The sequence below is a fragment of the Streptomyces sp. NPDC001709 genome (genome assembly GCF_053596375.1).
In genome coordinates this window covers 17,987-41,065 of record NZ_JBSFGB010000008.1, presented here as the reverse complement: position 1 = coordinate 41,065, position 23,079 = coordinate 17,987, and the positions used below count along the sequence as shown (strand labels likewise).

General features: G+C 72.2%; 21 protein-coding genes. 9 read left to right on the top strand and 12 right to left on the bottom strand.

Annotation, left to right across the window (positions count from 1 at the left end; genetic code table 11):
- Positions 1 to 72: 72 nt before the first annotated feature.
- Positions 73 to 750 carry an AIM24 family protein gene (locus ACWC0C_RS14495; protein ID WP_450864130.1) on the bottom strand — a complete coding sequence of 226 codons (678 nt, stop codon included), beginning with the start codon at positions 748 to 750 and terminating at the stop codon, positions 73 to 75.
- Between the two features lie 56 nt (positions 751 to 806).
- The gene (locus ACWC0C_RS14490; protein ID WP_450864129.1) at positions 807 to 2,243 is read right to left on the bottom strand and encodes a CAP domain-containing protein; all 1,437 of its coding nucleotides are present in this window, start codon (positions 2,241 to 2,243) and stop codon (positions 807 to 809) included.
- A gap of 409 nt (positions 2,244 to 2,652) precedes the next feature.
- On the opposite strand from ACWC0C_RS14490, the gene ACWC0C_RS14485 reads away from it, so the two are divergent.
- Positions 2,653 to 4,440, top strand: coding sequence for a M4 family metallopeptidase (locus tag ACWC0C_RS14485; RefSeq protein WP_450864127.1), 1,788 nt, complete (start codon positions 2,653 to 2,655; stop codon positions 4,438 to 4,440).
- A gap of 245 nt (positions 4,441 to 4,685) precedes the next feature.
- The gene (locus ACWC0C_RS14480) at positions 4,686 to 5,906 is read left to right on the top strand and encodes an SGNH/GDSL hydrolase family protein (protein ID WP_450864126.1); all 1,221 of its coding nucleotides are present in this window, start codon (positions 4,686 to 4,688) and stop codon (positions 5,904 to 5,906) included.
- Between the two features lie 57 nt (positions 5,907 to 5,963).
- On the opposite strand, the gene ACWC0C_RS14475 is transcribed toward ACWC0C_RS14480, so the two are convergent.
- The 5 genes from ACWC0C_RS14475 to ACWC0C_RS14455 all read right to left on the bottom strand — a co-directional run bounded on the left by ACWC0C_RS14475 (position 5,964) and on the right by ACWC0C_RS14455 (position 10,449).
- The gene (locus ACWC0C_RS14475; RefSeq protein WP_449197027.1) at positions 5,964 to 6,317 is read right to left on the bottom strand and encodes a UBP-type zinc finger domain-containing protein; all 354 of its coding nucleotides are present in this window, start codon (positions 6,315 to 6,317) and stop codon (positions 5,964 to 5,966) included.
- On the bottom strand, positions 6,314 to 7,807 hold the full coding sequence (locus tag ACWC0C_RS14470) for an ATP-binding protein (protein ID WP_449197026.1): 1,494 nt from the start codon (positions 7,805 to 7,807) through the stop codon (positions 6,314 to 6,316). The genes ACWC0C_RS14475 and ACWC0C_RS14470 overlap by 4 nt, the downstream gene beginning before the upstream one ends.
- 16 nt (positions 7,808 to 7,823) lie before the next feature.
- The gene (locus ACWC0C_RS14465) at positions 7,824 to 9,500 is read right to left on the bottom strand and encodes an FAD-dependent oxidoreductase (RefSeq protein ID WP_450864124.1); all 1,677 of its coding nucleotides are present in this window, start codon (positions 9,498 to 9,500) and stop codon (positions 7,824 to 7,826) included.
- Positions 9,501 to 9,617: 117 nt separating this feature from the next.
- Complete coding sequence (locus tag ACWC0C_RS14460) at positions 9,618 to 9,971, bottom strand: VOC family protein (protein WP_450864122.1); 354 nt, start codon at positions 9,969 to 9,971, stop codon at positions 9,618 to 9,620.
- A 13-nt stretch (positions 9,972 to 9,984) separates the two neighbouring features.
- Positions 9,985 to 10,449: a MarR family winged helix-turn-helix transcriptional regulator gene (locus ACWC0C_RS14455; RefSeq protein ID WP_450864121.1), complete on the bottom strand. Its 465-nt coding sequence runs from the start codon at positions 10,447 to 10,449 to the stop codon at positions 9,985 to 9,987.
- A gap of 88 nt (positions 10,450 to 10,537) precedes the next feature.
- Between ACWC0C_RS14455 and ACWC0C_RS14450 the strand changes: the two genes are divergently transcribed.
- Positions 10,538 to 11,464 carry an LLM class flavin-dependent oxidoreductase gene (locus tag ACWC0C_RS14450; RefSeq protein WP_450864119.1) on the top strand — a complete coding sequence of 309 codons (927 nt, stop codon included), beginning with the start codon at positions 10,538 to 10,540 and terminating at the stop codon, positions 11,462 to 11,464.
- A 44-nt stretch (positions 11,465 to 11,508) separates the two neighbouring features.
- Positions 11,509 to 12,375 carry a universal stress protein gene (locus ACWC0C_RS14445; RefSeq protein ID WP_450864117.1) on the top strand — a complete coding sequence of 289 codons (867 nt, stop codon included), beginning with the start codon at positions 11,509 to 11,511 and terminating at the stop codon, positions 12,373 to 12,375.
- 1 nt (position 12,376) lies between these two features.
- On the opposite strand, the gene ACWC0C_RS14440 is transcribed toward ACWC0C_RS14445, so the two are convergent.
- From ACWC0C_RS14440 to ACWC0C_RS14430, 3 genes are all read right to left on the bottom strand, one after another.
- Complete coding sequence (locus ACWC0C_RS14440) at positions 12,377 to 13,612, bottom strand: DUF4032 domain-containing protein (protein WP_450864115.1); 1,236 nt, start codon at positions 13,610 to 13,612, stop codon at positions 12,377 to 12,379.
- Between the two features lie 31 nt (positions 13,613 to 13,643).
- The gene (locus ACWC0C_RS14435) at positions 13,644 to 14,390 is read right to left on the bottom strand and encodes an MBL fold metallo-hydrolase (protein ID WP_450864113.1); all 747 of its coding nucleotides are present in this window, start codon (positions 14,388 to 14,390) and stop codon (positions 13,644 to 13,646) included.
- Between the two features lie 78 nt (positions 14,391 to 14,468).
- The gene (locus tag ACWC0C_RS14430) at positions 14,469 to 15,098 is read right to left on the bottom strand and encodes an alpha-ketoglutarate-dependent dioxygenase AlkB (protein WP_450864111.1); all 630 of its coding nucleotides are present in this window, start codon (positions 15,096 to 15,098) and stop codon (positions 14,469 to 14,471) included.
- Positions 15,099 to 15,228: 130 nt separating this feature from the next.
- Here ACWC0C_RS14430 and ACWC0C_RS14425 point away from each other — a divergent pair, with 130 nt between their 5' ends.
- Together ACWC0C_RS14425 and ACWC0C_RS14420 are read left to right on the top strand one after the other, a co-directional pair.
- Positions 15,229 to 15,855: a TetR/AcrR family transcriptional regulator gene (locus tag ACWC0C_RS14425; protein WP_450864508.1), complete on the top strand. Its 627-nt coding sequence runs from the start codon at positions 15,229 to 15,231 to the stop codon at positions 15,853 to 15,855.
- Between the two features lie 26 nt (positions 15,856 to 15,881).
- Complete coding sequence (locus tag ACWC0C_RS14420; protein ID WP_450864109.1) at positions 15,882 to 17,555, top strand: FAD-binding dehydrogenase; 1,674 nt, start codon at positions 15,882 to 15,884, stop codon at positions 17,553 to 17,555.
- Positions 17,556 to 17,558: 3 nt separating this feature from the next.
- On the opposite strand, the gene ACWC0C_RS14415 is transcribed toward ACWC0C_RS14420, so the two are convergent.
- Positions 17,559 to 17,906 (bottom strand): DUF488 domain-containing protein, encoded by a 348-nt coding sequence (locus ACWC0C_RS14415; RefSeq protein WP_449197015.1) that lies wholly within the window; start codon positions 17,904 to 17,906, stop codon positions 17,559 to 17,561.
- Between the two features lie 171 nt (positions 17,907 to 18,077).
- On the opposite strand from ACWC0C_RS14415, the gene ACWC0C_RS14410 reads away from it, so the two are divergent.
- The 3 genes from ACWC0C_RS14410 (at position 18,078) to ACWC0C_RS14400 (ending at position 22,582) form a co-directional block, all read left to right on the top strand.
- Positions 18,078 to 19,505 carry a M1 family metallopeptidase gene (locus tag ACWC0C_RS14410; RefSeq protein ID WP_450864106.1) on the top strand — a complete coding sequence of 476 codons (1,428 nt, stop codon included), beginning with the start codon at positions 18,078 to 18,080 and terminating at the stop codon, positions 19,503 to 19,505.
- Positions 19,506 to 19,600: 95 nt separating this feature from the next.
- The gene (locus ACWC0C_RS14405; RefSeq protein WP_449197013.1) at positions 19,601 to 20,305 is read left to right on the top strand and encodes a response regulator transcription factor; all 705 of its coding nucleotides are present in this window, start codon (positions 19,601 to 19,603) and stop codon (positions 20,303 to 20,305) included.
- A 441-nt stretch (positions 20,306 to 20,746) separates the two neighbouring features.
- Positions 20,747 to 22,582 carry a sensor histidine kinase gene (locus ACWC0C_RS14400; RefSeq protein WP_450864104.1) on the top strand — a complete coding sequence of 612 codons (1,836 nt, stop codon included), beginning with the start codon at positions 20,747 to 20,749 and terminating at the stop codon, positions 22,580 to 22,582.
- 46 nt (positions 22,583 to 22,628) lie between these two features.
- Here the strand turns inward: ACWC0C_RS14400 and ACWC0C_RS14395 are convergent, their stop codons facing one another.
- Positions 22,629 to 22,886, bottom strand: coding sequence for a WhiB family transcriptional regulator (locus tag ACWC0C_RS14395; RefSeq protein WP_449197011.1), 258 nt, complete (start codon positions 22,884 to 22,886; stop codon positions 22,629 to 22,631).
- Between the last annotated feature and the right edge of the window lie 193 nt (positions 22,887 to 23,079).

The following is a 23,079-nucleotide window of genomic DNA, read 5'->3' as shown; positions in this document are numbered from 1 at the left end:
GGTCTGTTGTCGATCAAGACGCGGGTACGGCGACGGGGGTTGCCCGTGCGACGTGGATCACCGTGTGAAGGTTCAGTGCTGCTGGGCCTTCTGCGGGGTCAGCTCGCTCGGGCGCACCACGACGAAGCCCTCGCCCTGCAGCATCAGCTGCACGGCCTCGCCGGAACCGCCGCGCAGCATCGAGCCGATGGACTGGGAGCGGTGCAGCGAGGTCTGCAGATGCGCGGTCCAGCCGACCACGGCGTCCGTGTCGACGAACACCGGGGACTGCGCGGAGACCGGGATGACCAGCGGGTTGCCCTCGCAGACCAGACCGAGCCGGCCCTGGCCGCTGAACACACTGTTGAACAGACCGCCGCCGGCGATGCCGGACCCCTTCACCGTCCTGATCTCGTACGACAGTGAGGCGTCGAAGCACAGCACGTTGCGGCCGTTGACCGTGAACTGGTCGCCGGGCTCGACCTCGACGATGAAGCAGTTCTGGGCCTCGTGCGCGAACCAGGCCTCGCCCTGCCCGCGCACCGCCATGAGGGGCAACCCCTCACCGGTGACCGCACGCTTCAGCATGCCGCCGACGCCCTGCCCCTTGCGCTCGAACTTGAGGCTCCCCCGGTAGGCGATCATCGCACCCTGGCGGGCGTACATCTCGCCGTTCACCGCGTACTTGACGCACTTGGCGTTCTCGACGGACATGCCCGGCTCCACGGCCGGCTGCACCACGTGCTCACTGGAAAAGAGATCACCCTTCATGCCGGGCATGGTGTCCCGGAGGATGTCATTCCGCCAAGATCACGGAAAGTGCCTGCTCAACCACCGAACAACTGGGTCCAGTAGGTGCCCGCCCGGCCGCCGCCCGCGAAGCCGACGCCTATGTGGCCGAACTCCCGCTTGAGGATGTTGGCGCGATGGCCGGGACTGTTCATCCAGCCGTTCACGACCTCGGCGGGGGAGCGCTGGCCGCAGGCGATGTTCTCGCCGATCGTGCGCCTCTGGGACCCCGCGGCGGCGGCCCGGTCCCAGGGCTGGGAGCCGTCGGGGGAGGTGTGGTCGTAGAAGTCGCGGGCCACCATGTCCGCACAGTGCGCCTGCGCGGCGGCCGTGAGCAGCGGGTCCGCCGCCAGCGGGGACAGGCCGGCCCGGCCGCGTTCGGCATTGGTGAGCGCGAGGACTTCGGCGGCCGTGCGGGACAGCGCGTCCGGGGTGAGCGGAGCTGCCCACAGTGCGGTCCAGTACCGGTCACCGGCGTCGGCGTGGGCCAGGGCGGCGTGCCGAAAGGCCGGGTCGAGCAGGGTGCGCCGGGACCGTGCCGATCCCAGGCAGTACTCCACGAACTCGGCCGCGCTGCGCGGCCCGGAGACGAGGTGTTCGCCGACCGTGATGTACGCGTATCCGGCGGCGCTGATCCGCTGGTGCACCGAGACTCCGTCCCGCCCCTCGCCACCGAGCCGCCCGGCATCCGCCATGGCCCGGGCATGCACCCGCGCGGCGGAGCCGAGCCGCGCGTCCAGGCCGACGGCCGGGGAACCGGCCCGCGCGCGGGCCGAGTTGACCAGGCGGAGGAACGCGTCGGCGGGGCCTTCCGCGAGGTGGGGGGAGTGTGGGCTTGAGCCGGGCGCGGGGGATTGGGCGGACGGGCTGCGTGGCGTGGTCGTCGGTCGGGCGGCGGATGGGGCGCTCGGCGTGTTGGTGGTGGAGCGGGCGGTGTGGCCGTTCGGTGCCGAGTGGTCCGGGGGCCCTGCCGTGGCCGTCGTCTGTCCGCCGGCGTCCGTGACCTCCACCCCGAAGTCCCGGGCCAGCCCGGCCAGCCCGTCCGCGTACCCCTGTCCGATCGCCCGCAGCTTCCAGCCGGTGCCCGGCCGTGGATACAGCTCGGCGAGCAGCAGCACGGTCTCCGGCCCGGGCCGCGGCGGTGTGAACCGGGACACCGTGCGCCCGGAGCCGTCCGTGACCTCCAGACGGGGAGCGGGCAACCGCCCGAGCGGCGTACCGGGCTCGGCCGCACTCACCATGACCGTGACCCGGCACGCACCGCCGCGCAGCCGGGCCGGCTCGACGACCAGGCTGTCCCCGCTCAGCCGGACCCCCGGTGCCTGGGGCTGGTTGTAGAACACGAAGTCGGCGTCGGACCCGACCCGGCCGTCCGCTCCGGTGACAAGGGCGGACACGTCGAAGGCCCCGGCCACCCGAAGCCGCACCACACCACCGGGCAGCGGCATATTGCCCCCGGGTACGAGCTCGCTCATCACGGAAGGGACAACGCCGGGCACCGATAAGAAGGTTCCGCCGCGCACTGGAGACGAGGACCGCGCCCCGCCCCACCCTTGCCGAGACCATCCGGCACCCACTTCCAGCGACAGGAATCCGTACGAGGTTTGATGCGACATCGGTCACATTCCGGCCCTGGAACCTAGGGGATGGAGCCAACGTCTCCACAGCCGACACACAGTTGGTCAGTCGGTGATCACTCTGTGGCGACCATTCGTAAAGGATTGCCATAGAAGGTTGCGAAATCCATCATTCCGCCTTTACGTGCACATGACTGATCCGTAAGGGTTACGCCTCGGGGCCCGACCAGCCCCCGTGGCGCGAATCGCGTCATGCCTCAAGGCGGTTGGTGATCCCTGCTGCCTTCGAACGAAGGAACCCTGATCCTTGCGTAGACCGCACATACGCAGCGTCGCTGTCGCCATCGCGGTGACGACCGCTGCCACGGGTCTGGCCGGTACGGCTTTCGCGGGTCCCTCCACGGGGGTGGAGCGGTCCGCGGCGTCCGCCACCACCGACGCCAAGGCGGTGGTGGAGGCGGCGCGCACCGCGGCCTTCGCCCACACCTCGGCGACCGGCGTCTCCAAGGGTGACGACCTGCACGCGCAGGACGTCATGCTCGACCCCGAGGGCGCCCGGCACGTCCGCTTCGTCCGCACGCACGACGGCATGCCCGTCCTCGGCGGCGACCTCATCGTCCACCTCGACCACAAGCTGGCCTACACGGGCGTCACCCGTGCCGCCCAGCACGCCGTCGAGCCCGCCTCCTCCCAGGCCAAGCTGACCGCGGACCAGGCCGCCGCCAAGGCCGCCCAGGCCGCCAAGGGCGACGCGGGCACCGCCCAGCTCGTCGTCGACGCGCGCGGCGGCTCCTCCGCCCTCGCCTACCAGGTGACGGTCACCGACCAGAGCGGCACCAACACGGTCGTCATCGACGCCGTCACCGGCAAGGTGCGCAGCAACACGCCCAACAGCGACGAGTTCCTGTCGCCGAAGCTGCTGGAGAGCCTGCGCAAGCACGGCGAGACGGCCGACCCGGCCACCGGCGTCGGCTCCGCCTCGCCCGAGGCCGGCCTGCTCGGCTCCGGCGGCCTGGGCGCCACGACCTACCCGTCGGCCGCCAAGGGCACCGGCAAGACCCTCTTCGTGGGCACCGTCGGTCTGACCACCACGGCGACCTCGCGCGGCCACTACCAGCTCAAGGACCCGAGCCGGTACGGCACCGAGACGCGGGACGCCAAGGGCACGACCACCGAGAAGTTCGGCTCGGCCGCGAAGTTCACCAACACGACCAACGTGTGGGGCAACGGCGCGACCAGCAACCGTGCCAGCGCCGCGGCCGATGCCCAGTACGGCATCACCAAGACCCTGGACTTCTACAAGAGCACCTTCGGGCGCAAGGGCATCGCCAACAACAGCAAGGCGGCCCAGGGCATGGTCCACTGGGGCAACAAGGTCGCCAACGCCTTCTGGGACCCGACCTGCAACTGCATGCTGTACGGCGACGGCGACGGCCAGATGTTCAAGAAGCCGCTCGTCGTCCTCGACGTCACCGGCCACGAGCTGACGCACGGCGTGGTGGACGCGACCGCGAAGCTGGAGCCGACCTACGTCGACTCCGACGGCAACCAGTACGGTGAGCCCGGCGCGCTGAACGAGTCGCTCGCGGACATCTTCGGCTCCAACGTCGAGTTCTACGCCAACAACGCGAAGGACACGCCGGACTACCTCATCGGCGAGAAGCTGGGTCTGGCGCAGAAGTTCCTGCGCCGCCTCGACCACCCGTCGCTCGACAAGCTCGAGGGCACGATCGACTACTGGTCGCCGGACACGTACTACACCGAGGTGCACGCCGGTTCCGGTGTCTCCTCGCACGCGTACTACCTGCTCGCCGAGGGCAGCGGCAAGAAGACGATCAACGGGGTCAACTACGACTCGCCGACCTACAACCACTCCACGGTCAAGGGCATCGGTCGAGCCAAGGCCACCGCGATCTTCTACCGTGCGCTCACCCGCTACATGGTCTCCACGACCAGCTTCCACGACGCGCGCATCGCGACGCTGAAGGCGGCCAAGGACCTGTACGGCGCGAACAGCACCGAGTACAAGACGGTCGACAAGGCGTGGGCCGCGGTCAACGTCACCGCCGCCAACACCCCGGCCGCCCGTCACTGACGGAACTGCCGTACCACCGGATGCCCCGCCTCGCGCGGGGCATCCGCATGTCCGGGGCCCACTGGTGCGGGCGCCGTCCGGCAACTACCGTACGGCGGGATGACCCGCCGGGGCCCCTTCCAGACCGACACCGAGGTGCGCATCCGCGGTGTCGGCGGGACCATGACCTGCGTGGGATACGCAGGCACCTCCCGGACGGCCCGCAGGCGACCTGGCGGGTCCGTCGCGCTTCGGGACTTCGCGCGGTGAACGGCCGGCTAGGACGCGTCTCCCGCGTCGCCGCCGCCCTGGTCACGGCCGCTGTCGGCCAGTTCGTGCCCGCCCGCGCGGCCGACCCGCCGCCGGCCTCCGCCGCCTCCGCCTCCGGGGTCGTCACCTGGGCGGCGAGCGCCGACCGGATGGGCGAGGGCACGGCCGGGCAGGACTACCGGCTCGTCGTCCACACCAGCGTCGGCGGCACCGGCCTGCGCGTCCGCGTCACCAACGCCTTCGGCGACCGTCCGCTGGCTCTGGACGACGTCCACGCCGGCCTGCGCGGCGCGGGCGCCGCACTGCGCCCCGGCAGCAACCGGCGGCTGACCTTCGGCGGGAAGCGCACGGTCACCGTGCCCGCGGGCGCCGCCGTCTGGAGCGACCCGCTGCCCGGCACCTGGCCGGCCGGCACCGACCTGGCCATCAGCCTGCACACCCCGAACGCGGCAGGACCGGCGACCGGCCACTGGATGGCCCTGCAGACGTCGTACACCGGCCGGGGTGACCACACCGCCGAGGACAGCGACCGCAACTGGCGCGGGACGACCGGCTCCTGGTGGTACGTCGACGCCGTGTCCGTACGGCCGACCCGCGCGGACACCGGGGCCGTGGCCGCGCTCGGTGACTCCCTGACCGACGGCCGGCACTCCACGAGCGGGCTGAACCACCGCTGGACGGACTACCTCGCCCGGCGCCTGAACACCGCCCACACCGGCGTCGAGGGCGTCGCCGACGAAGGCATCTCGGGCAACAAGGTGCTCGCGGACGGCGCCGGGCGGAGCGCCCTGAACCGGCTGGACCGGGACGTGCTGTCCCTGCCCGGGGTGCGTACCGTCTTCCTCTTCGAGGGCGTGAACGACCTCAAGGCCCATACCGGTGTCACCGCGGAAGACCTGATCGCGGGGTACCGGGAGATCACCGAGCGGGTGCACGCGGCGGGGAAGTGCGTGGTCGCCGCCACCATCGGCCCGTTCCAGGGCTGGCCCGAATGGGACCCGGCCGCCGACGCCGTACGCCGGGAAGTGAACCGGTTCATCCGCACCAGCGGGGCGTTCGACGCGGTCGCCGACTTCGACCGCGTTCTGCGCGGCCGCCACGACCCGGCCCGGATGCTGCCGTTCCTCGACGGCGGAGACCACCTGCACCCCGACGACAGGGGCATGCGGGTGATCGCCGGCGCCGTCGACCTCGGCAGGCTCGACTGCGCCCCCTGACGGGGGCTCCGGCTCGGGTCACCCCGACCCGGTCGGCTCCGGGCGAGAAGCCGCAGCTCAACCCCGCAACGTCTCCGCCCAGTTGGCCGGCACCCGCCCCGCAGGTCCGGGCACCGGCTGGTCGTCCGGATGGCTGACCGGCGGCGCAAGGTCGGGCCCCGTCGCATACAGCTCATCCGTCGCGTAGTTCCAGAACCATCCCTCGCCCGGCTCGAAACTCCGGATCACCGGATGCCCCGTCGCGTGGTAGTGAGCGGTCGCATGCTTCGCGGGGGAGTCGTCGCAGCACCCGATGTGCCCGCACTGCGCGCACCGGCGCAGATGGAACCACCAGCCGCCGGCCTCCTCGCACTCCGCACAGCCCGTGCCGCTGGGCGGAACGTTGACGTCGAACCCCTCGACGATTCTCATACGGTCTCCTCCGCTTGCTCCTCGGTCGACACGGGCGATTCGGACAGCTCGGACAGCTCGGAGTCGGCGGTCAGCGGCAGCAGCACCTGGAAGCGGGTGTCGCCCGGCACCGATTCCACACGCAGCGCGCCGTGGTGCTTGTTGACGACGATCCGCCAGGAGATGTCCAGGCCGAGCCCGGTGCCCTCACCGACCGGTTTCGTGGTGAAGAACGGGTCGAAGATCCGGTCCTTGATCTCGGGCGGGACGCCGGGTCCGGTGTCCTTGAACTCCACCAGCAGCCGCTCGTGGTCGAGTCCGGTCCGCACGGTCAACGTACCCGTGCCGCCCGCGCCGTTGATGGCGGACACCGCGTTGTCGATCAGATTCGTCCACACCTGGTTCAGCTCGGCCGGATACGCGGGCACCGGCGGCAGCGTGCGGTCGTACTCCTTCACGACCTCGATTCCGGCGCCGATCTTGCCGGACAGCATCAGCAGCGTGCTGTCGAGGAGTTCGTGCACGTCCACCACCCGGTAGGGAGCCCGGTCCAGTTGCGAGTACTGCTTGGCCGCGTCGACGAGATGCGAGATCCGGGTGGTGGAGTCCTCGATCTCGTTCATCAACAGCTCGGTCTCGATGGTGTAGTTGAGCCAGCCGATCGCGCCGGGCAGGATCTCCTCGTCCACGGCCGCCGCGACCTGCCGCAGCCAGTCGACGTCGAGTCCGGCCTGCACGAAGGCCGGCGCCAGCTGCCAGGCCTGGCCGATGTCGTGGTCCTCCAGCCAGTCGGTGAGCAGGTCCTCCCGGTCGCTGGCCTCCAGCGGGCTGAGCGCCGGAGCCTTGGCGACCCGTTCGGCGGTGCGCTCCTGGATCTCGATCAGGCTCGCCAACTGGTCCCGCGAGAAGGGGCCCTCGGCGATCACGGCGAGCTTGTGCCGCATCTTCGCGACCCGTTCGCGGAGCGTGGCCGTGGCCCGTACGGCCGCCGCCGCGGGGTTGTTCAGCTCGTGCGTGAGCCCCGCCGACAGCGAGCCGAGCGCCAGCAGCCGCTCCCGCTGCCCGATCGTCGCCTGGGTGTTCTTCGCCCCGAAGAACAAGCCCTCCAGCAGGTGCACGGCCATCGGGAACCACTCGGTCATGACGTCCGCGAAGATGTCCGCCGGCAGCACGAAGAACCGCGTCGGCTCCGTCACCCGCATCGAGTTGTTGTAGACCTGCCGCACCCGGTCGCCGAGGTAGGCCTGCATGGCGCCCGCGTACACCCCGGGCTGCGAGGTGCGGGTGACCTCCACGTCGTCACCGCCGACCCGGCGGGAGAGCACGACCGTGCCCTCGATCATCACGAAGAAGCAGGTGGCGGGGTCACCCTCGGTGTACACCGGACCGGGCTGGAACAGCTCCACGCGGCCCTCGCTGCACAACCGGCCCAGCTGCTCGGGGCTCAGCTTCTCGAAGAGGAACAGCGAGCCGATCTCCTTGGGACTGCACGGCATGATCTGCCCGCTCATGACTGCTCCAGATCGTTCATGACTGTTCCAGATACCGGTGGACGAGCATCACGGCCATGGCCCCCTCGCCGACGGCGGACGCGACCCGCTTGGCGGACTCGGCACGGGCGTCACCCGCCACGAACACGCCGGGCACGCTGGTCTCCAGGTGGTACGGCGGCCGGTCCAGCTCCCAGCCGGCCGGCGGCCGCCCGTCGGCGGTCAGATCGGGCCCTGCCAGGATGAACCCGCGCTTGTCGCGCAGCACCGCGTCGCCCAGCCAGTCGGTCAGCGGGGCGGCACCGATGAACACGAACATCCATTGCGCGTCGACCCGTTCGCTCTCCCCGGACACCGTGTGGCGCAGCGTCAGTTGCTCCAGGTGGTCCGCGCCGTGCGCCGCGTCCACGACCGTGTTCGGGCGCACCGAGATGTTCGGCGCCTCGTTGATCTGCTGGATCAGGTAGTACGACATCGACGCCGACAGATCGGGTCCGCGCACCAGCAGCGTCACCGACTTCGCGCCCCGGGACAGGTACATCGCCGCCTGGCCCGCCGAGTTGGCGCCGCCGACGATGTAGATGTCCTGCCCCTGGCAGGCGGCCGCCTCGGTCAGTGCCGAGCCGTAGAACACCCCGCAGCCGGTCAGATCGGTGCAGCCGGCGGCCTCCAGCTGCCGGTACTGCACGCCGGTCGCGAGGATCACGCTGTGCGCGGCGATCGCCGAACCGTCCGCGAACCGTACGACCCGGGCGGCGCCGTTGACCTCGAGTCCCGTCACCTCACGGGCGGTCAGGATCTCGGCACCGAACTTGGCGGCCTGCCGACGTGCCCGGTTGGTGAGCTGAGCGCCGGAGACGCCGTCGGGGAAGCCCAGGTAGTTCTCGATCCGGGAGCTCTGCCCGGCCTGCCCGCCGGTCGCCGACCGTTCGACGAGCACGGTCCTCAGGCCTTCCGAGGCCCCGTACACGGCCGCGCCGAGCCCGGCCGGTCCGCCGCCGATCACGATGAGGTCGTAGAAGTCGGCCGTCGGCGTCGTCGCCAGGCCCACCCGCGCCGCCAGCTCGGGCGCCTCCGGTTCGACCAGTGTGCCGCCGTCCGGCGTGATCACCAGCGGCAGTCGCTGCCCGTCCTGCCCGGCGGCCGCCAGCAGCCGCTGTCCCTCGGGCTCCTCCACCGAGTACCAGCGGTACGGCACCTGGTTGCGGGCGAGGAACTCGCGCACGTCCGACGACCGCGCCGACCAGCGGTGCCCGACGACCTTGGTGCTGGGCACGGGCCGGTAGGCGCTGGTGCGCCAGGCCTCCAGCAGGTCGTCCAGGACCGGGTAGAGCTTCTCCTCCGGCGGGTCCCAGGGCTTGAGCAGATAGTGGTCGAGGTCGACCACGTTGATCGCGTCGATGGCCGCGTTGGTGTCCGCGTACGCGGTCAGCAGCACCCGCCGCGCCCCCGGATAGACGTCCAGCGCCCGTTCCAGGAACTCGATGCCGTTCATCTGCGGCATGCGGTAGTCGGCCAGGATCACCGCGACCAGGTCGCCGCGCAGCTTCAGCTCGCGCAGCGCCTCGAGCGCGGACTCCCCGGACTCCGCGCGCACGATCCGGTACGACTCGCCGTAGCGCCGCCGCAGATCGCGGGCGACCGCACGGGAGACCCCCGGGTCGTCGTCCACGGTCAGGATGACGGTCCGCGCTGCGACGGCGGCCTGTGCCATACGTCTCCCACCCCGAGTGCCGGTTCCACGGGACGGTGTCGTGGGGACCACCGCACCGGTTCGCAGCCATCGTATGTTCGATCGCCCGGGTTCGCTCCGGCTAGGGCGGGTCCGTGATCAGGGACGGCGCTGCCCGAGCACGCAGAATTCGTTGCCCTCGGGATCCATGAGCACCACCCACGGCTGTTCCCCCTGCCCGACGTCCGCGTGCCGGGCGCCGAGCGCGAGGAGCCGGGCCACCTCGGCGGCCTGGTCGTCGGGGCGGAAGTCGAGGTGCAGGCGGTTCTTGACCGTCTTCTTCTCCGGCACCGGTGCGAACAGCAGCCCCGGCAGCCGGTCGGGGGCGGGCCGGATCTCGTACTCGTCCTCGGCGTCGTTCACCACGACCCAGCCCAGCGCCTCGGCCCACCAGCGCCCGAGCGCCACCGGGTCGGCCGCGTCGACGTTCACCTGCTCCCACTCCACAGCCATGCCGGGAGCGTAGTCAGCGGGCGGCGGCGGGGCCACCGTGTTTCGCTTCCGCCTCCGTGACACCGGCCAGTGTCCGCAGCGCGCCCAGGAAACGCTCGGCGTCCGCGTCGGAGAGGGCTGCGAGGAACCGGCGTTCGGCCTCCGCGCGGGCCCGCTCGGCGCGGCGCAGGACCTCCTGGCCGTGCGCGGTCGGCTCGACGGTGTTCCGGCGCCGGTCCTCGGGACTGCGGCGGCGCGCCACGAGCCCCTTGTCCTCCAGGGCGTCGAGGAGGGCGACCATCGTGGTCCGGTCGACGCCGATCCTCCCCGCGGCCTCCATCTGCGACAGCGGCCGGTCCGCCGCCAGCACGGCGAGCACCGCCAGCTGCCGTCCGTCGACACCGAAGGGCTCCAGGGCCCGCGCGGAGGCCTCGGTGTACCGCAGGTGCGCGTGCTTGAGCAGATAGCCGAGGCGTGAGGTCAGCGGAGCCGTGGTCATGGGCATATCGTAGGCAAAGACTGATAGTCAGTACTGCTGATGATTCGCTAGGCTGACGATTGCGTGAGATCGGCGAGGGGATGGGGCCATGAACCGACCGACGGACAGCACGGTGACCTTCGGGGTCAAGACGACGCCGATGCGAGTCGGCTACGACGAGATCCTGCGCGTCTGGGAGGAGGCCGACGACCTTCCCGACCTCGCGGACGCCTGGCTGTGGGACCACCTGATGCCGATCGCCGGCCCCAAGGACGGGACGGTGCTGGAGGGGTGGACCCTGCTCGCCGCACTGGCCGCGCGCACCCGGCGACTGCGGCTGGGGCTGCTGGTGACGAGCAACCGGATCCGGCCGCCGGCCGTCCTCGGCAAGATCGCCACCACGGTCGACGTCATCTCGGGTGGCCGGCTCGTCATGGGGCTCGGCGTGGGCGGCACCCATCAGCCGCCCGGCGCGGGCGGTGTCGCCGGTGAGAACCCGGCCGTCGCCGAGTACACCGCCTACGGCCTCACCCTGGTCCCGCCCGCGGAGGGCATCGCCCGCCTCGCGGAGACCGTCGCCATCCTCAAGGGGATGTGGACCCAGGACGTCTTCGACTTCCAGGGCCGGTACTACACGCTGAGCGGCACGCGCCACGAACCGAAGCCGGTCCAGCGCCCCGGCCCGCCCCTGCTGATCGGCGGCTGGGGCGAGCGCACCCTGCGCCTGGTCGCCGAACACGCCGACATCTGGAACATCCCCGGACCACCGCACAACTCCGTGGAGACCATCGCCGAATGCGCCCGCGTCCTGGATGCCCACTGCGCCGCCCTGGGCCGCGACCCGCGGTCGATCACCCGGTCGGTGCAGTACATCGTGTCCTACGACGACCCGGCCACGGACCGTCGGATCATCACCGAGCTGATCCGGGCGGGCTTCACGCACATCGTGCTCAGCCTGCGCGCCCCCTACCCACGAGGGATCTGCCGACGGCTCGTGGACGAGATCATCGTGCCCGTGCGGGATGGTGCCCGATAGTGGGCAGCAGCACCGGGAGAGAGCGGCGACGAGGAGGCCCACGCATGACACGCCCGATCACGGCAGGGGTGGACGGTACGGAGGAGAGCCTGGCCGCGCTGGCCTGGGCCGGCCGGGAGGCCGTACGCCGCGGGCTGCCGCTGCGCGTGGTGCACGCCTGGCGCTATGCCGAGTCGCTCGCCACCGCCGACCGGGACACCCAGCACGGATGGGTGTCGGAGGGCGTGGCGGAGGCCGTGCGCGCCGTCTCCGAGCGGCACCCGGGGCTGGAGGTCGGCGTCGACGTCGTCGAGGGCGACCCCGTGCACGCGCTGGCCCGCACGGCGGCCGAGGCCGAGATGCTGGTGCTGGGCTCACGCGGGCACGGGCCCGTGATCGGGTTCCTGCTGGGCTCGGTCGGCCGGCAGGTGATCGCCGAGGCGGCTCGGCCGGTGGTCCTGGTGCGCGCCGGGGACCAGCCGACGGCGGAGGCGGCGGGGCGGGACGTCGTCGTGGGCCAGCACGGCGATGCCGAGGACAGCGCGGCCACGCTGCGGTTCGCCTTCGAGGCGGCGGCGGCCCGCGGCGCGACCGTTCGGGCCGTGCGGGCATGGACCCTGCCGCCGGTCTTCGCCTACAGCCCCGGCTCGCTCAAGCTCCTCGACGACGCGGGCGGCCTCGAACCCTACGAGAAGGAGGCGCTGACCGAGGCGCTCAGCCCGTGGCGGGAGCGGTTCCCGGACGTGCCCGTGGCCGAGCATGTCGAGATGGGCAGCGCGGGCCAGGTGCTGCTGTCGGTGGCCGGCCGGGCCCAGCTGATGGTCGTCGGGCGCCGGTCCCACCGTACGGCCGTGGGCGCCCGGATCGGCTCGGTCGCGCACGGGGTGCTGCACCACGCCGACTGCCCGGTCGCCGTGGTCCCGCACGAGTGAGTTACTCGCGGTCGGCCGGCCCCAGGGCGGCGCGCGCCGTGGGCAGGACGTTCTCGATGTAGTCCTTGACGGCGGTGCCGAGGCCGATGTCGTGCTGCGCGTGCTCGGACAGGTACCAGCGGTGTTCGAGGAGCTGGTGGTAGATCTCGGCCGGGTCCATGGAGCCGCGCAGCTCGAGCGGCACGGCCCGCACGGTGGGCCGGAACACGTCCCGCACCCAGCGGTGGGCCAGCACCTCGGGGCGGGCGGCGAGGGGGTCGCCCGGGGCGTAGTCGTCCTGGGTGGTCATCCAGCTCTCCAGGTCGCTCAGCAGCCGCCGCGCCTGGTTCTCCTCGGTGTCCAGGCCGGTCAGCCGCAGCAGCTGACGCTGGTGGTGGCCGGCGTCGACGACCTTCGGCACGAAGGTGACGCTGTCGCCGCCCGCGGAGTGCTCGATCTGCATCTCGGCCACGTCGAAGCCGAGTTCGTTCAGGCGGCGGATGCGGCGTTCGATGTAGTGGTACTTGCCCGCCGGGTACACCGAGGTGCGGGTCAGCTCCTGCCACAGGCCCTGGTACCGGGTGCAGATCTCGTGCCCGAACTCCACCGGGTCGACGGACGGGTGCAGCGCGCCGGACGCCTCCAGGTCCAGCAGCTCGCCGCTGATGTTCACCCGGGCCAGGTCCAGGTCGTAGTCCCGCTGCCCGGGGCTCAGCCGCGGGTGCAGCTCGCCGGTCTCGGCGTCGACCAGATAGGCGGCGTAGGCGCCCGCGTCCCGCCGGAAGAGGGTGTTGGACAGCGAGCAGTCGCCCCAGGCGAACCCGGTCAGATGCAGGCGCACCAGCAGCACGGCGAGGGCGTCCATCAGCCGGTGCATGGTCGCCGGGCGCATGGTCGTCTCGAACATCGAGCGGTACGGCATCGAGCCGCGCAGATGCCGGGTGACCAGGACCGGCTCCAGCGGGGCGCCGGAACGGTCGGTGCGGCCGGTGACCACCGCGAGCGGGTCGACCGCGGGGATGCCGAGCCGGTCGAGGTCGCGCAGCAGCCCGTACTCGCGCAGCGCGGGCCGCTCCGCCAGTTCCTTGACGGCGATCACCTCGTCACCGGCGTGCGCGTACCGCACGACATGCCGGGAGATGCCCCGCGGGAGCGGCACGAGGTACTCGTCCGGCCACTCCTCCAGGGGCACGTCCCAGGGCAGCGCGAGTAGGAGGGCGGGGTGCTCCGGGTTCGTGGCACTGATCTGCAAGGCCATGGCACGAACCCTACGGCCCCGCCCCGGTGTTCTAGGAGGCCCGCTCCCGGGCCTGCTCGGTCGCCGCGCGCACCGAACCCCGGTGCACCGGCCCGTGGCCCGGCAGCAGGGTGTCGCCGTCCAGCGCGCCGATCACGTCCAGGGAGGCCAGGACCCGGGCGCGCTCGTGGTGGAAGAAGTCGAGCAGTATCTGCGGGCCCTTGACCCGCGAGGTCGCGTGCCCGCTGACCAGCGCGTCGCCGGAGATCACGATGCCCGCCCCGGGGAGGTGGTAGACGCAGTGGCCGTCCGTGTGACCGGGGGTGTGCACGGGGACGGGGCGGCCGGGCAGGTCCAGCGGGCCCTCGGCCGGGAAGGGCTCGGGCGCGGTGACGGGGTTGTGGTCGGTGCCGCCGACCCGGATCACATGCATCGCCCACGGCACGACACCGGGCCGCCAGGCGTTGCGCACCACGTCCCCGATGGTGGCCTGCTGCAGGAACTCCCGCCGCGCATGCGGCACTTCGGCCGGGTGCAGATAGACGGGGGTGCCGTGGGTGGCGCGCAGGTACTCCGCCGAGCCCAGGTGGTCGTTGTGCGCGTGGGTGATCAGTACGGCGGCGACCGCCTCCGGTGAACTGCCGACGGCGGCCAGGGACTCCAGGACCCCCTCCCGGTCCCCGGGGTAGCCGGTGTCCACGAGAGTGACGGCGTCACCGTCCTTGAGGATGACCCAGTTGACGTGGTTGCCGTGCACCAGATAGGTGCCGTCGGCGACTTGGTGTACCTCTGCCCGCATGATCTCCCCGAGCCCTGTGCGGCTGACCGTCGGGGACAGCCAACCAGATGCGCCGCTGCACCGCACCGGCGGGTCGCGTCACCGCACCCCGTGGGGCCGGAACTGGATGCTGATGCGCGGCCCCGCGGCCCGGGCGGTCTTCGGTACGCAGTGCTCCCAGGTGCGCTGGCAGGAGCCGCCCATCACGATCAGGTCGCCGTGCCCGAGCGGCCGCCGCAGCGCCGCACCGCCTCCGCCGACCGGACGCAGCACCAGGTCACGCGGGGCGCCGACGGAGAGGATCGCGACCATCGTGTCCTCGCGTGCGCCCCGCCCGATCCGGTCCCCGTGCCAGGCCACGCTGTCCCGGCCGTCGCGGTAGAAGCACAGCCCGGCGGTCGTGAACGGCTCGCCCAGCTCCTCGGCGTAGTTCCGGGACAGGGCGTCCCGGGCCTCGTCCAGCACCGGATGGGGGAGCGGGTCGTGCGCCGAGTAGAAGGCCAGCAGGCGCGGTACGGCCACCACGTTGTCGTACATCGTGCGGCGCTCCGCGCGCCACGGCACGTCCGCCGCGAGCGCCTCGAACAGCGCGTCGGCCCCGCTCAGCCAGCCCGGCAGTACGTCGATCCAGGCGCCGGCGCCCAGCTCGGTCCGGCGCAGCCCGTCGAGCGAGCCGAGCCGCAGCTCGTCGGTCTGGTCGAACAGGGAGCCCTGGAGATGCGTGGACATGGGCCCAGCGTACTCCTTAATCGAAAATACGTTCCCATGGTCGGGGTGGTCAGGGTGGTCGGGGTGGTCGAGGGCTTTTGATACATCGATGTATCGGATACATTCCCGTATCGAACGGGAGGTCGCGGCGATGATGGCGCAGGAAGCGGAGCGGCGGGTCACCAAGCGGCGGGCTCGGACACGGGCCAACCTGCTCGACGCCGCCTTCGCGGTGTTCGCCGCCAAGGGGTTCGGCCGCGTCTCCATCGAGGAGGTCTGCGAGGCCGCCGGCTACAGCAGGGGCGCCTTCTACTCGAACTTCGCCACCCTGGACGAGCTGTTCTTCGCCCTGTACCAGGAGCGCGCCGACCTCATCGCGGGCCAGGTGGCCGAGGCGCTCGGCCGGGACGGGCCCGGACTCGACGTGCAGGCCTCCGTGGACCGGGTCACCGAGGTGCTGCTGCTCGACGTGGACTGGCTGCTGGTCAAGACCGACTTCCTGGTGCACGCGGCCCGCGATCCGGAGGTCGCCCGGGTCCTCCTCGAGCACCGCGCCCGGCTCCGGGAGGCGATCGCCGACCGGCTGCTGAGGGCCCGCGGCCACACCGAACTGCCGGCCGTGCTCGGCGATGTCGAGGGCGCCGCACGCGCGGTGGTCGCGGCCTACGACGGCGTCACCACCCAACTGCTGCTGGACAAGGACGTCGACGCGGCCCGCACCTGGCTCAAGCAACTGCTCACCGCCCTGCTGACGGACGGCAGCGGCACGCCCCTATGAGTCGCAGAGGGAAGGAAACGGACGCCATGGACGCGGACGTCATCGTCGTCGGAGCCGGCCTCGCCGGCCTGGTCGCGGCGCACGAACTCAACCGACAGGGCCGCCGGGTGGCCCTGGTCGACCAGGAGAACGCCGCCAACCTCGGCGGACAGGCCTTCTGGTCCTTCGGTGGACTCTTCCTCGTCGGCTCCCCGGAACAGCGCCGCCTCGGCATCAAGGACTCCTTCGACCTCGCCTGGAACGACTGGCGGGGCAGCGCCCGGTTCGACCGGCTCGACGACGAGGACTCCTGGGCGGTGCGCTGGGCCCGCGCCTATGTCGAGTTCGCGGCCGGTGAGAAGCGGTCCTGGCTCAAGGGGCACGGCATCGAGCTGCTGCCGACCGTCGGCTGGGCCGAGCGCGGCGACCTCAGGGCGTGCGGTCACGGCAACTCCGTACCCCGCTTCCACATCGCCTGGGGCACCGGCACCGGCGTGGTCGAACCCTTCGTGAAGTACGCCCGCCAGGCCGCCCGGGACGGGCTGCTCACCTTCTACCACCGCCACCGGGTCGACGAGCTGGTCATCGAGAACGGCACGGCACGCGGGGTGCGCGGCACCGTCCTGGCCGAGGACCGCTCACCGCGCGGCGTCGCCTCCAACCGCGACCCTATCGGCGACTTCGCGCTCACCGCCCAGGCGGTCGTCGTCACCACCGGCGGCATCGGCGCCGCCCACGACATCGTCCGCCGCCACTGGCCCGCCCGGCTCGGCACCCCGCCGGCCGAGATGGTCACCGGCGTCCCGGCCTACGTCGACGGCCGGATGCTCGACATCAGCGCCGAGGCGGGCGTCCGGCTGGTCAACCGGGACCGCATGTGGCACTACACCGAGGGCCTGCGGAACTGGGACCCGATCTGGCCCGGCCACGGCATCCGCATCCTGCCCGGCCCGTCCTCCATCTGGCTGGACGCCCTCGGCCGCCGCCTGCCCGACCCCTGCCTGCCGGGCTACGACACCCTGGGCACCCTCAAGTACCTGCGCACCACCGAGGACATCGCCGGATACGACCACTCCTGGTTCATCCTCACCCGGAAGATCATCGAGAAGGAGTTCGCGCTCTCCGGCTCCGAGCAGAACCCCGACATCGCCGCCAAGGACCGCAAGGCGGTGCTGCGCGACCGGCTGCTCGGCAAGGGCGCGCCCGCACCGGTGCAGGCCTTCGTCGACAAGGGCGCGGACTTCGTGACCGCGGGCAACCTGGAGCAGCTGGTCGGCAAGATGAACGCGCTGACCGACAAGCCGCTGCTGGACGCGGCCGAGGTGCGCCACCAGATCGAGGCCCGCGACCTGCAGATCGCCAACCCCTACAGCAAGGACTCGCAGGTCCAGGGCATCCACAACGCCCGCCGCTACATCGGCGACCGTCTCGGCCGGGTGGCCACGCCGCACCGCCTCCTCGACCCGGCCGCGGGCCCGCTCATCGGCGTCCGGCTGCACGTACTGACCCGCAAGACCCTCGGCGGCATCCAGACCGACCTCGACTCGCGCGCCCTGGCCGCGGACGGCACGCCGATCGAGGGGCTGTACGCGGCGGGCGAGGTGGCCGGCTTCGGCGGCGGCGGTGTGCACGGCTACAACGCGCTGGAGGGCACGTTCCTCGGCGGCTGCCTGTTCTCCGGGCGGGCCGCGGGCCGGCACGCCGCCCAGCACACGGGCTGACGGTCAGCCCGTCAGCAGCTCCGCGAGCACCTGGGCGTGGCTCTCCTCGGGCGTCTTGGACGACGTCAACAGGGTCACCGGGCCCTTGCGGACCGCCTTCCTGAGGCCGTCGAGCGGTTCGGCGGCCTCGGCGGCGTCGAGTTCCGCCTCGTAGCGGCGGCGGAACTCCTCGTACGCGCCGCCGCCGTGGTACCACTTGCGCAGCTCGGTGGAGGGCGTGAGCGCCTTGGGCCACTGGTCGACGTGCGCCTCGTCCTTGGCGAGGCCGCGCGGCCACAGCCGGTCGACCAGCACCCGCAGGCCGTCGTCGGGCTCGGGCGGTTCGTAGATCCGGCGCACACGCACGCTCATGGTCGTTTCTCCCTCACAGGACGGTGGACGGTTCTGTGAGCGTACTTCCGTGCGCCCGGCCTCCCCGGGCGGCGACGCGGCGAGACTTGACCTGAACGTGGGGGAGTCCCTGACACTCCCGCGCCTAGTCTGTCGGCCAGACGATCACCAGCCACCTGCCGAGGAGCGCCCGTGACGCCACCCCGCAGACAGCCCGCCCGGCGCCGCACCGCCGGCCTGCGCCGCGAGACGGTCCTCGCCACCGTCCCCGTCGCCGTGGCGGCACTGATCGGCGCCGCCGGACCCACGGCGGCGGACGCGACCGGCGCGCCCGGCGTGGGCGACCCCTACTTCCCGCTCAGCGGCAACGGCGGCTACCACGTCCGGCACTACGACCTGACGCTCCGTTACGACCCCTCCTCCCGGCACCTCGACGGCAAGGCCGTGCTCACCGCCCGCGCCACCCAGAACCTCGGCCGCTTCGACCTCGACCTCAAGGGCCTGAAGGTCACCGGAGTCACCGTCGACGGCGCGCCCGCGGTCTTCCGGCGCGTCGGCCAGGAACTCGTCGTCAGCTCGCGCCACACCCTGCGCACCGGCCGGGACTTCCGGGTCACCGTCGCCTACAACGGCACCCCGAAGCCGGTCACCGACCCCGACGGCAGCGCGGACGGCTGGATCCCCACCGACGACGGCGCCTTCGTCGCGGGCGAACCGCAGGGCGCGATGACCTGGTTCCCGGCGAACAACCACCCCAAGGACAAGGCGTCGTACGACTTCACCATCACCGTCCCGCAGGGGCGCACGGCCGTCGCCAACGGTGTTCTCCTCGGACAGCGGACCACACACGGCCGTACGACCTTCCACTGGCGCGAGACCCAGCCGATGGCTTCCTACCTGGCCACCGCGACCGTCGGAAAGTTCAAGGTCGAGCAGTTCACCACCCACGACGGCATACAGGTGTACAACGCCGTCGACCCGCGCGAGGCGAGCGCGGCCGCCCCGGTGCTGAAGCGGCTGCCGTCCGTCCTCGAGTGGGAGAGCAAGCTGTTCGGGCCGTACCCCTTCCGCTCCGCCGGGTCGATCGTCGACCACGCCCCGGACGCCGGCTACGCCCTGGAGACCCAGACCCGGCCGCTCTACGACTCCGCGCCCGACCTGAGCACCCTCGTCCACGAGAACGCCCACCAGTGGTTCGGCGACTCCGTCTCGCTGACCTCCTGGAAGGACATCTGGCTCAACGAGGGCTTCGCCACCTACACCGAGTGGCTGTATGCCGAACAGCATGGCGGCGACAGCGCCCAGAAGACCTTCAACGCCCTCTACGCCCGCCCGGCGGGCGACCACCTGTGGTCCTTCCCGCCCGGTGACCCGGGCAGCGGCAAGAGCATCTTCGACACACCCGTCTACGTCCGCGGCGCCATGACCCTGCACGAACTGCGCAAGGCCGTCGGTGACCGGGCCTTCTTCCGGATCCTGCGTTCCTGGGCGGCCGGACAACGCGGCGGCCATGGCACGACGGCACAGTTCGAGCGGCTCGCCGAGCGGATCTCGGGGAAGCGGCTGGACACCCTGTTCCACACCTGGCTGTACGCGAAGGGCAAGCCGAACAGGGCCTGAACCCTGACCGGTTCCACACAAGTGTCGGCCAGGGTCGACACCATGATGGGGTACGCCGACCGGTCGGCCGGCTGAGCCGCCTAGGATCCGAACTCGTGTGCGCACATGTACTGGTCGCCGAGGACGACGAGAAGCAGGCCGAACTGATCCGCCGTTCCCTGCTGGCCGAGGGACACACCGCCACGGTGGTGCACGACGGCGCCGCCGCGCTGGACGCCGCCCGCCGGCTCAGGCCCGACCTGGTCGTCCTGGACCTGATGCTGCCGGTCGTCGACGGCTTCGGCGTGTGCCGGGCGCTGCGCGGCGGCGACGCCCCGGACATCCCGGTGGTCATGCTCACCGCCCGCTCCGCCGAGGACGATCTGCTGCTCGGGCTCGAACTGGGCGCCGACGACTACATGACCAAGCCGTACAGCCCGCGCGAGCTGATGGCCCGCATCCGCACGGTGCTACGGCGCAGCGGGCGCGGGAGCGGCCCCCGGGACGCCGACCCCGTGGTACGGGCCGCCGGGATCGGCGTCGACCCCGAACGGCACGAGGTGCGCTGCGACGGCGTGGCCGTGGACTGCACGCCAGCCGAGTTCCAGATCCTGCTGGCCATGGCCGCCGAGCCGGAACGGGTGTTCACCCGGCGGCAGCTGTTGCAGTGCACCCGCGGCTTCGACCGGGCCTCCACCGAGCGGGCCGTCGACGTGCACATCATGAACCTCCGCCGCAAGATCGAACCCGACCCGCGCCGCCCGGTCCGGCTGCTGACCGTGTTCGGCGTCGGCTACAAACTGAGCGGCGCCCGCCCGTGAGACGCCGGGGGGCTGGGGTGGGGTGGGTGGTGCCCGTGGGGCGTCGGGAGTCGGGGGTGGGGTGCGTGGCGTTCGTGGCGCGTCGGGTGTCGGGGGTGGGGGCGGGGCGGGTGCTTGCGGCGGCTCGCGGGGCGTGCCGGCGCCCTGTGCGTCCGGCGGTGCGGAGTGCCTGCGGCGGCCCGTGCAGGTGCGTGGGGGCTGGTGTCGCGCCTGCCGTGGTGTGTGAGTCGGTGCCGCGCCGGGTGGTGTCCGTCCTCGGTCCGGCGCCCTGTATGCCGTGGGGCGCGCGGCGATTTCGCCGGCCGCTGCGGGCGGACACCACCCGCCGCGTCCCCTTCTCGCCGTCTGCGGCTGCGGCCGCGCCGCTCGCCCCCCACTGCAACGCCGCCGTCCGCCGGATGCCGGTCAGGGCGGGGGCGCCGGGGTGAGCGGGAGGTGTTTGTGAAGCGCCGGATCCCGTTGCGCAAACGGCTGCTCGTCCGGCTGCTGTTCGTCTCCGCCCTGATCGCCGTCTGTTCGGTGGCGGCCACCGCCTGGCTCGCGGTCACGACGACGACCAGCGCCCTGAAGGAGGAGCAGGGCCAGGACCTCGCCGCCGACAACAGGATCCTGGCCCGGCTCAGCGGGTACGCCGCCACCCACTCCGACTGGAGGGACGTCCGGCACACCGTCCGTCAGCTGGCGGCCGAGACAGGACGCCGGATCGCGCTCACCACCACCGACCGCACCCTCGTCGCCGACTCCGCGCCCCGCGGCACCCCGCTGCCGCCCCGGCCCGCCGCCACCGTCGACCCGTTGCGCACCGACACCTACAGCGAGACCGGAGCCCAGCTCAGCGGCATCGACCCGCGCGTGGTCGGTCCCTACCGGCTGCCGGCGAAGGAGCGCGCGCAACTGGACGCGCTGGCCGCCAGGCGCACACAGTGCTACGAGCGCTACGGCCTCCAGACGAGCCTCCTGCGTACGGCGAGCGGGCGGCCCGTCGTCACCACCCCGGACGGCACCGATCCCGGTGGCTTCGGCGCGGCGGTGTGCGAGGACGGAAGGCTCAACACGCCCACCCCGACGGAAGGCAAGGCCCTGGCCGACCTCACCGACCTCGCCAGGCCCTGCCTGAAACAGTCCGGCCTGGACCTGGGCGGGCAGCTGTTCCTCACCTTCGACCCCAGCGGCAAGGACCCCTTCGGGGGCGGCTACCTCGTCGCCAAGTACGCCAAGGCGGGCAAGGGGGCCATGGCGCGGGCCGCCCAGCGCTGCATTCTTACCGCCCGGCGTACCCAGCTAGAGCCTTACGTCACCCCGGTGGCCGACCTGTTCCTCGGCATCGGCGACCAGAACCCCTCCCGCTTCGACATGTCCCCGGCCAACAAGGCCAAGGTGATCGGCGCGGCCGGACTGGTCCTCGCGGTCACCGTCGCCGTGACCGCCGTCGTCGCGGTCCGGCTCGTACGGCCGTTGCGCGCGCTGACCGAGGCCGCCGGGGCGCCGCCCGAACTGCACGTACGGGTCCCGGTGACCACCCGGGACGAGACCGGCATCCTCGCGGAGGCCTTCAACGACCTGACCGAGCGCCGCGAACGCCTGGAGGCCCAGCGCAAGGCGATGGTCAGCGACATCGCGCACGAGCTGCGCAGCCCGCTCACCAACATCCGCGGTTGGCTGGAGGTGGTCCGCGACGGAGTCGTAGAGCCCGACCCGCCGCTGCTGGACTCGTTGCACGAGGAGGCGCTCGTGCTGCAGCGGATCATCGACGACCTGCAGGACCTCGCCGCCGCCGACGCCGGCACGCTGCGGCTGCACCGCGAGCCGCTGCGCGCCGCCGATCTGCTGGACCAGGTCGCCGCCGCCCACCGGGTCGCCGCCGCTGCCGCCGGGGTCGCCCTGCGCACCGAGGCCGACGCCGCCGCCTGGCTGGACGCCGACCCGGTGCGCATGCGGCAGGCCCTCGGCAACCTCGTCTCCAACGCCCTGCGGCACACCCCGGCCGACGGCACGGTCACGCTCGCCGCCCGCCGGGACGGCGCCGACGTCGTCCTCACCGTCACCGACATCGGCACGGGCATCGCCCCCGAGGACGTGCCGCATGTCTTCGACCGGTTCTGGCGCGCCGAGAAGTCCCGCAGCCGGCGCACCGGCGGCAGCGGCCTGGGCCTGCCGATCGTCCGCCACCTGGTCGCCGCCCACGGCGGCACGGCCGACGCCGCGAGCGAGCCCGGCGAGGGCGCGGTCTTCACCCTGCGGCTGCCCGCGGCCGGCCCACCCGCGGACGACCCCTGACCCGGCCTGCCGGACCGAACCTCTGTGACGCCCGGGGGCCTCGGTGTCAGGGCCGGCCGGAGCGCTGCCGGGAGCGGACACGGCGGTATAGGGCGCGGCGCTCCAGCTCGGTCGTCCCGCCCCAGATGCCGATGCCCTGGCCCGTCCCCAGCGCCCAGTCCAGGCACGGTTCCCGGACGGGGCAGTGCCCGCAGACCGCCTTGGCCCGCTGGGTCTGCACCTGCGCAGGACCGGTGGTGCCGATGGGGAAGAACAGGTCGGGGTCCTCGTAACGGCACGCGGCATGCTCGCGCCAGTTGTCCATCGAAGTCTCCTGGATTCGGATCGAAGTCGTCCGTGCCTCTCGAATGCGTACGCGGATTCGGGTGACCGGTGGGAGCGGTGCGAAACGGCGTATCCGGCAGGGGAACGCGCGACCGCCGCGATCCGGACACGGGCGCGCGGGCGGCCCGGAGCGAGCCGTACACGCTCAACAGGCCGGGGCAACAGGGCGGATG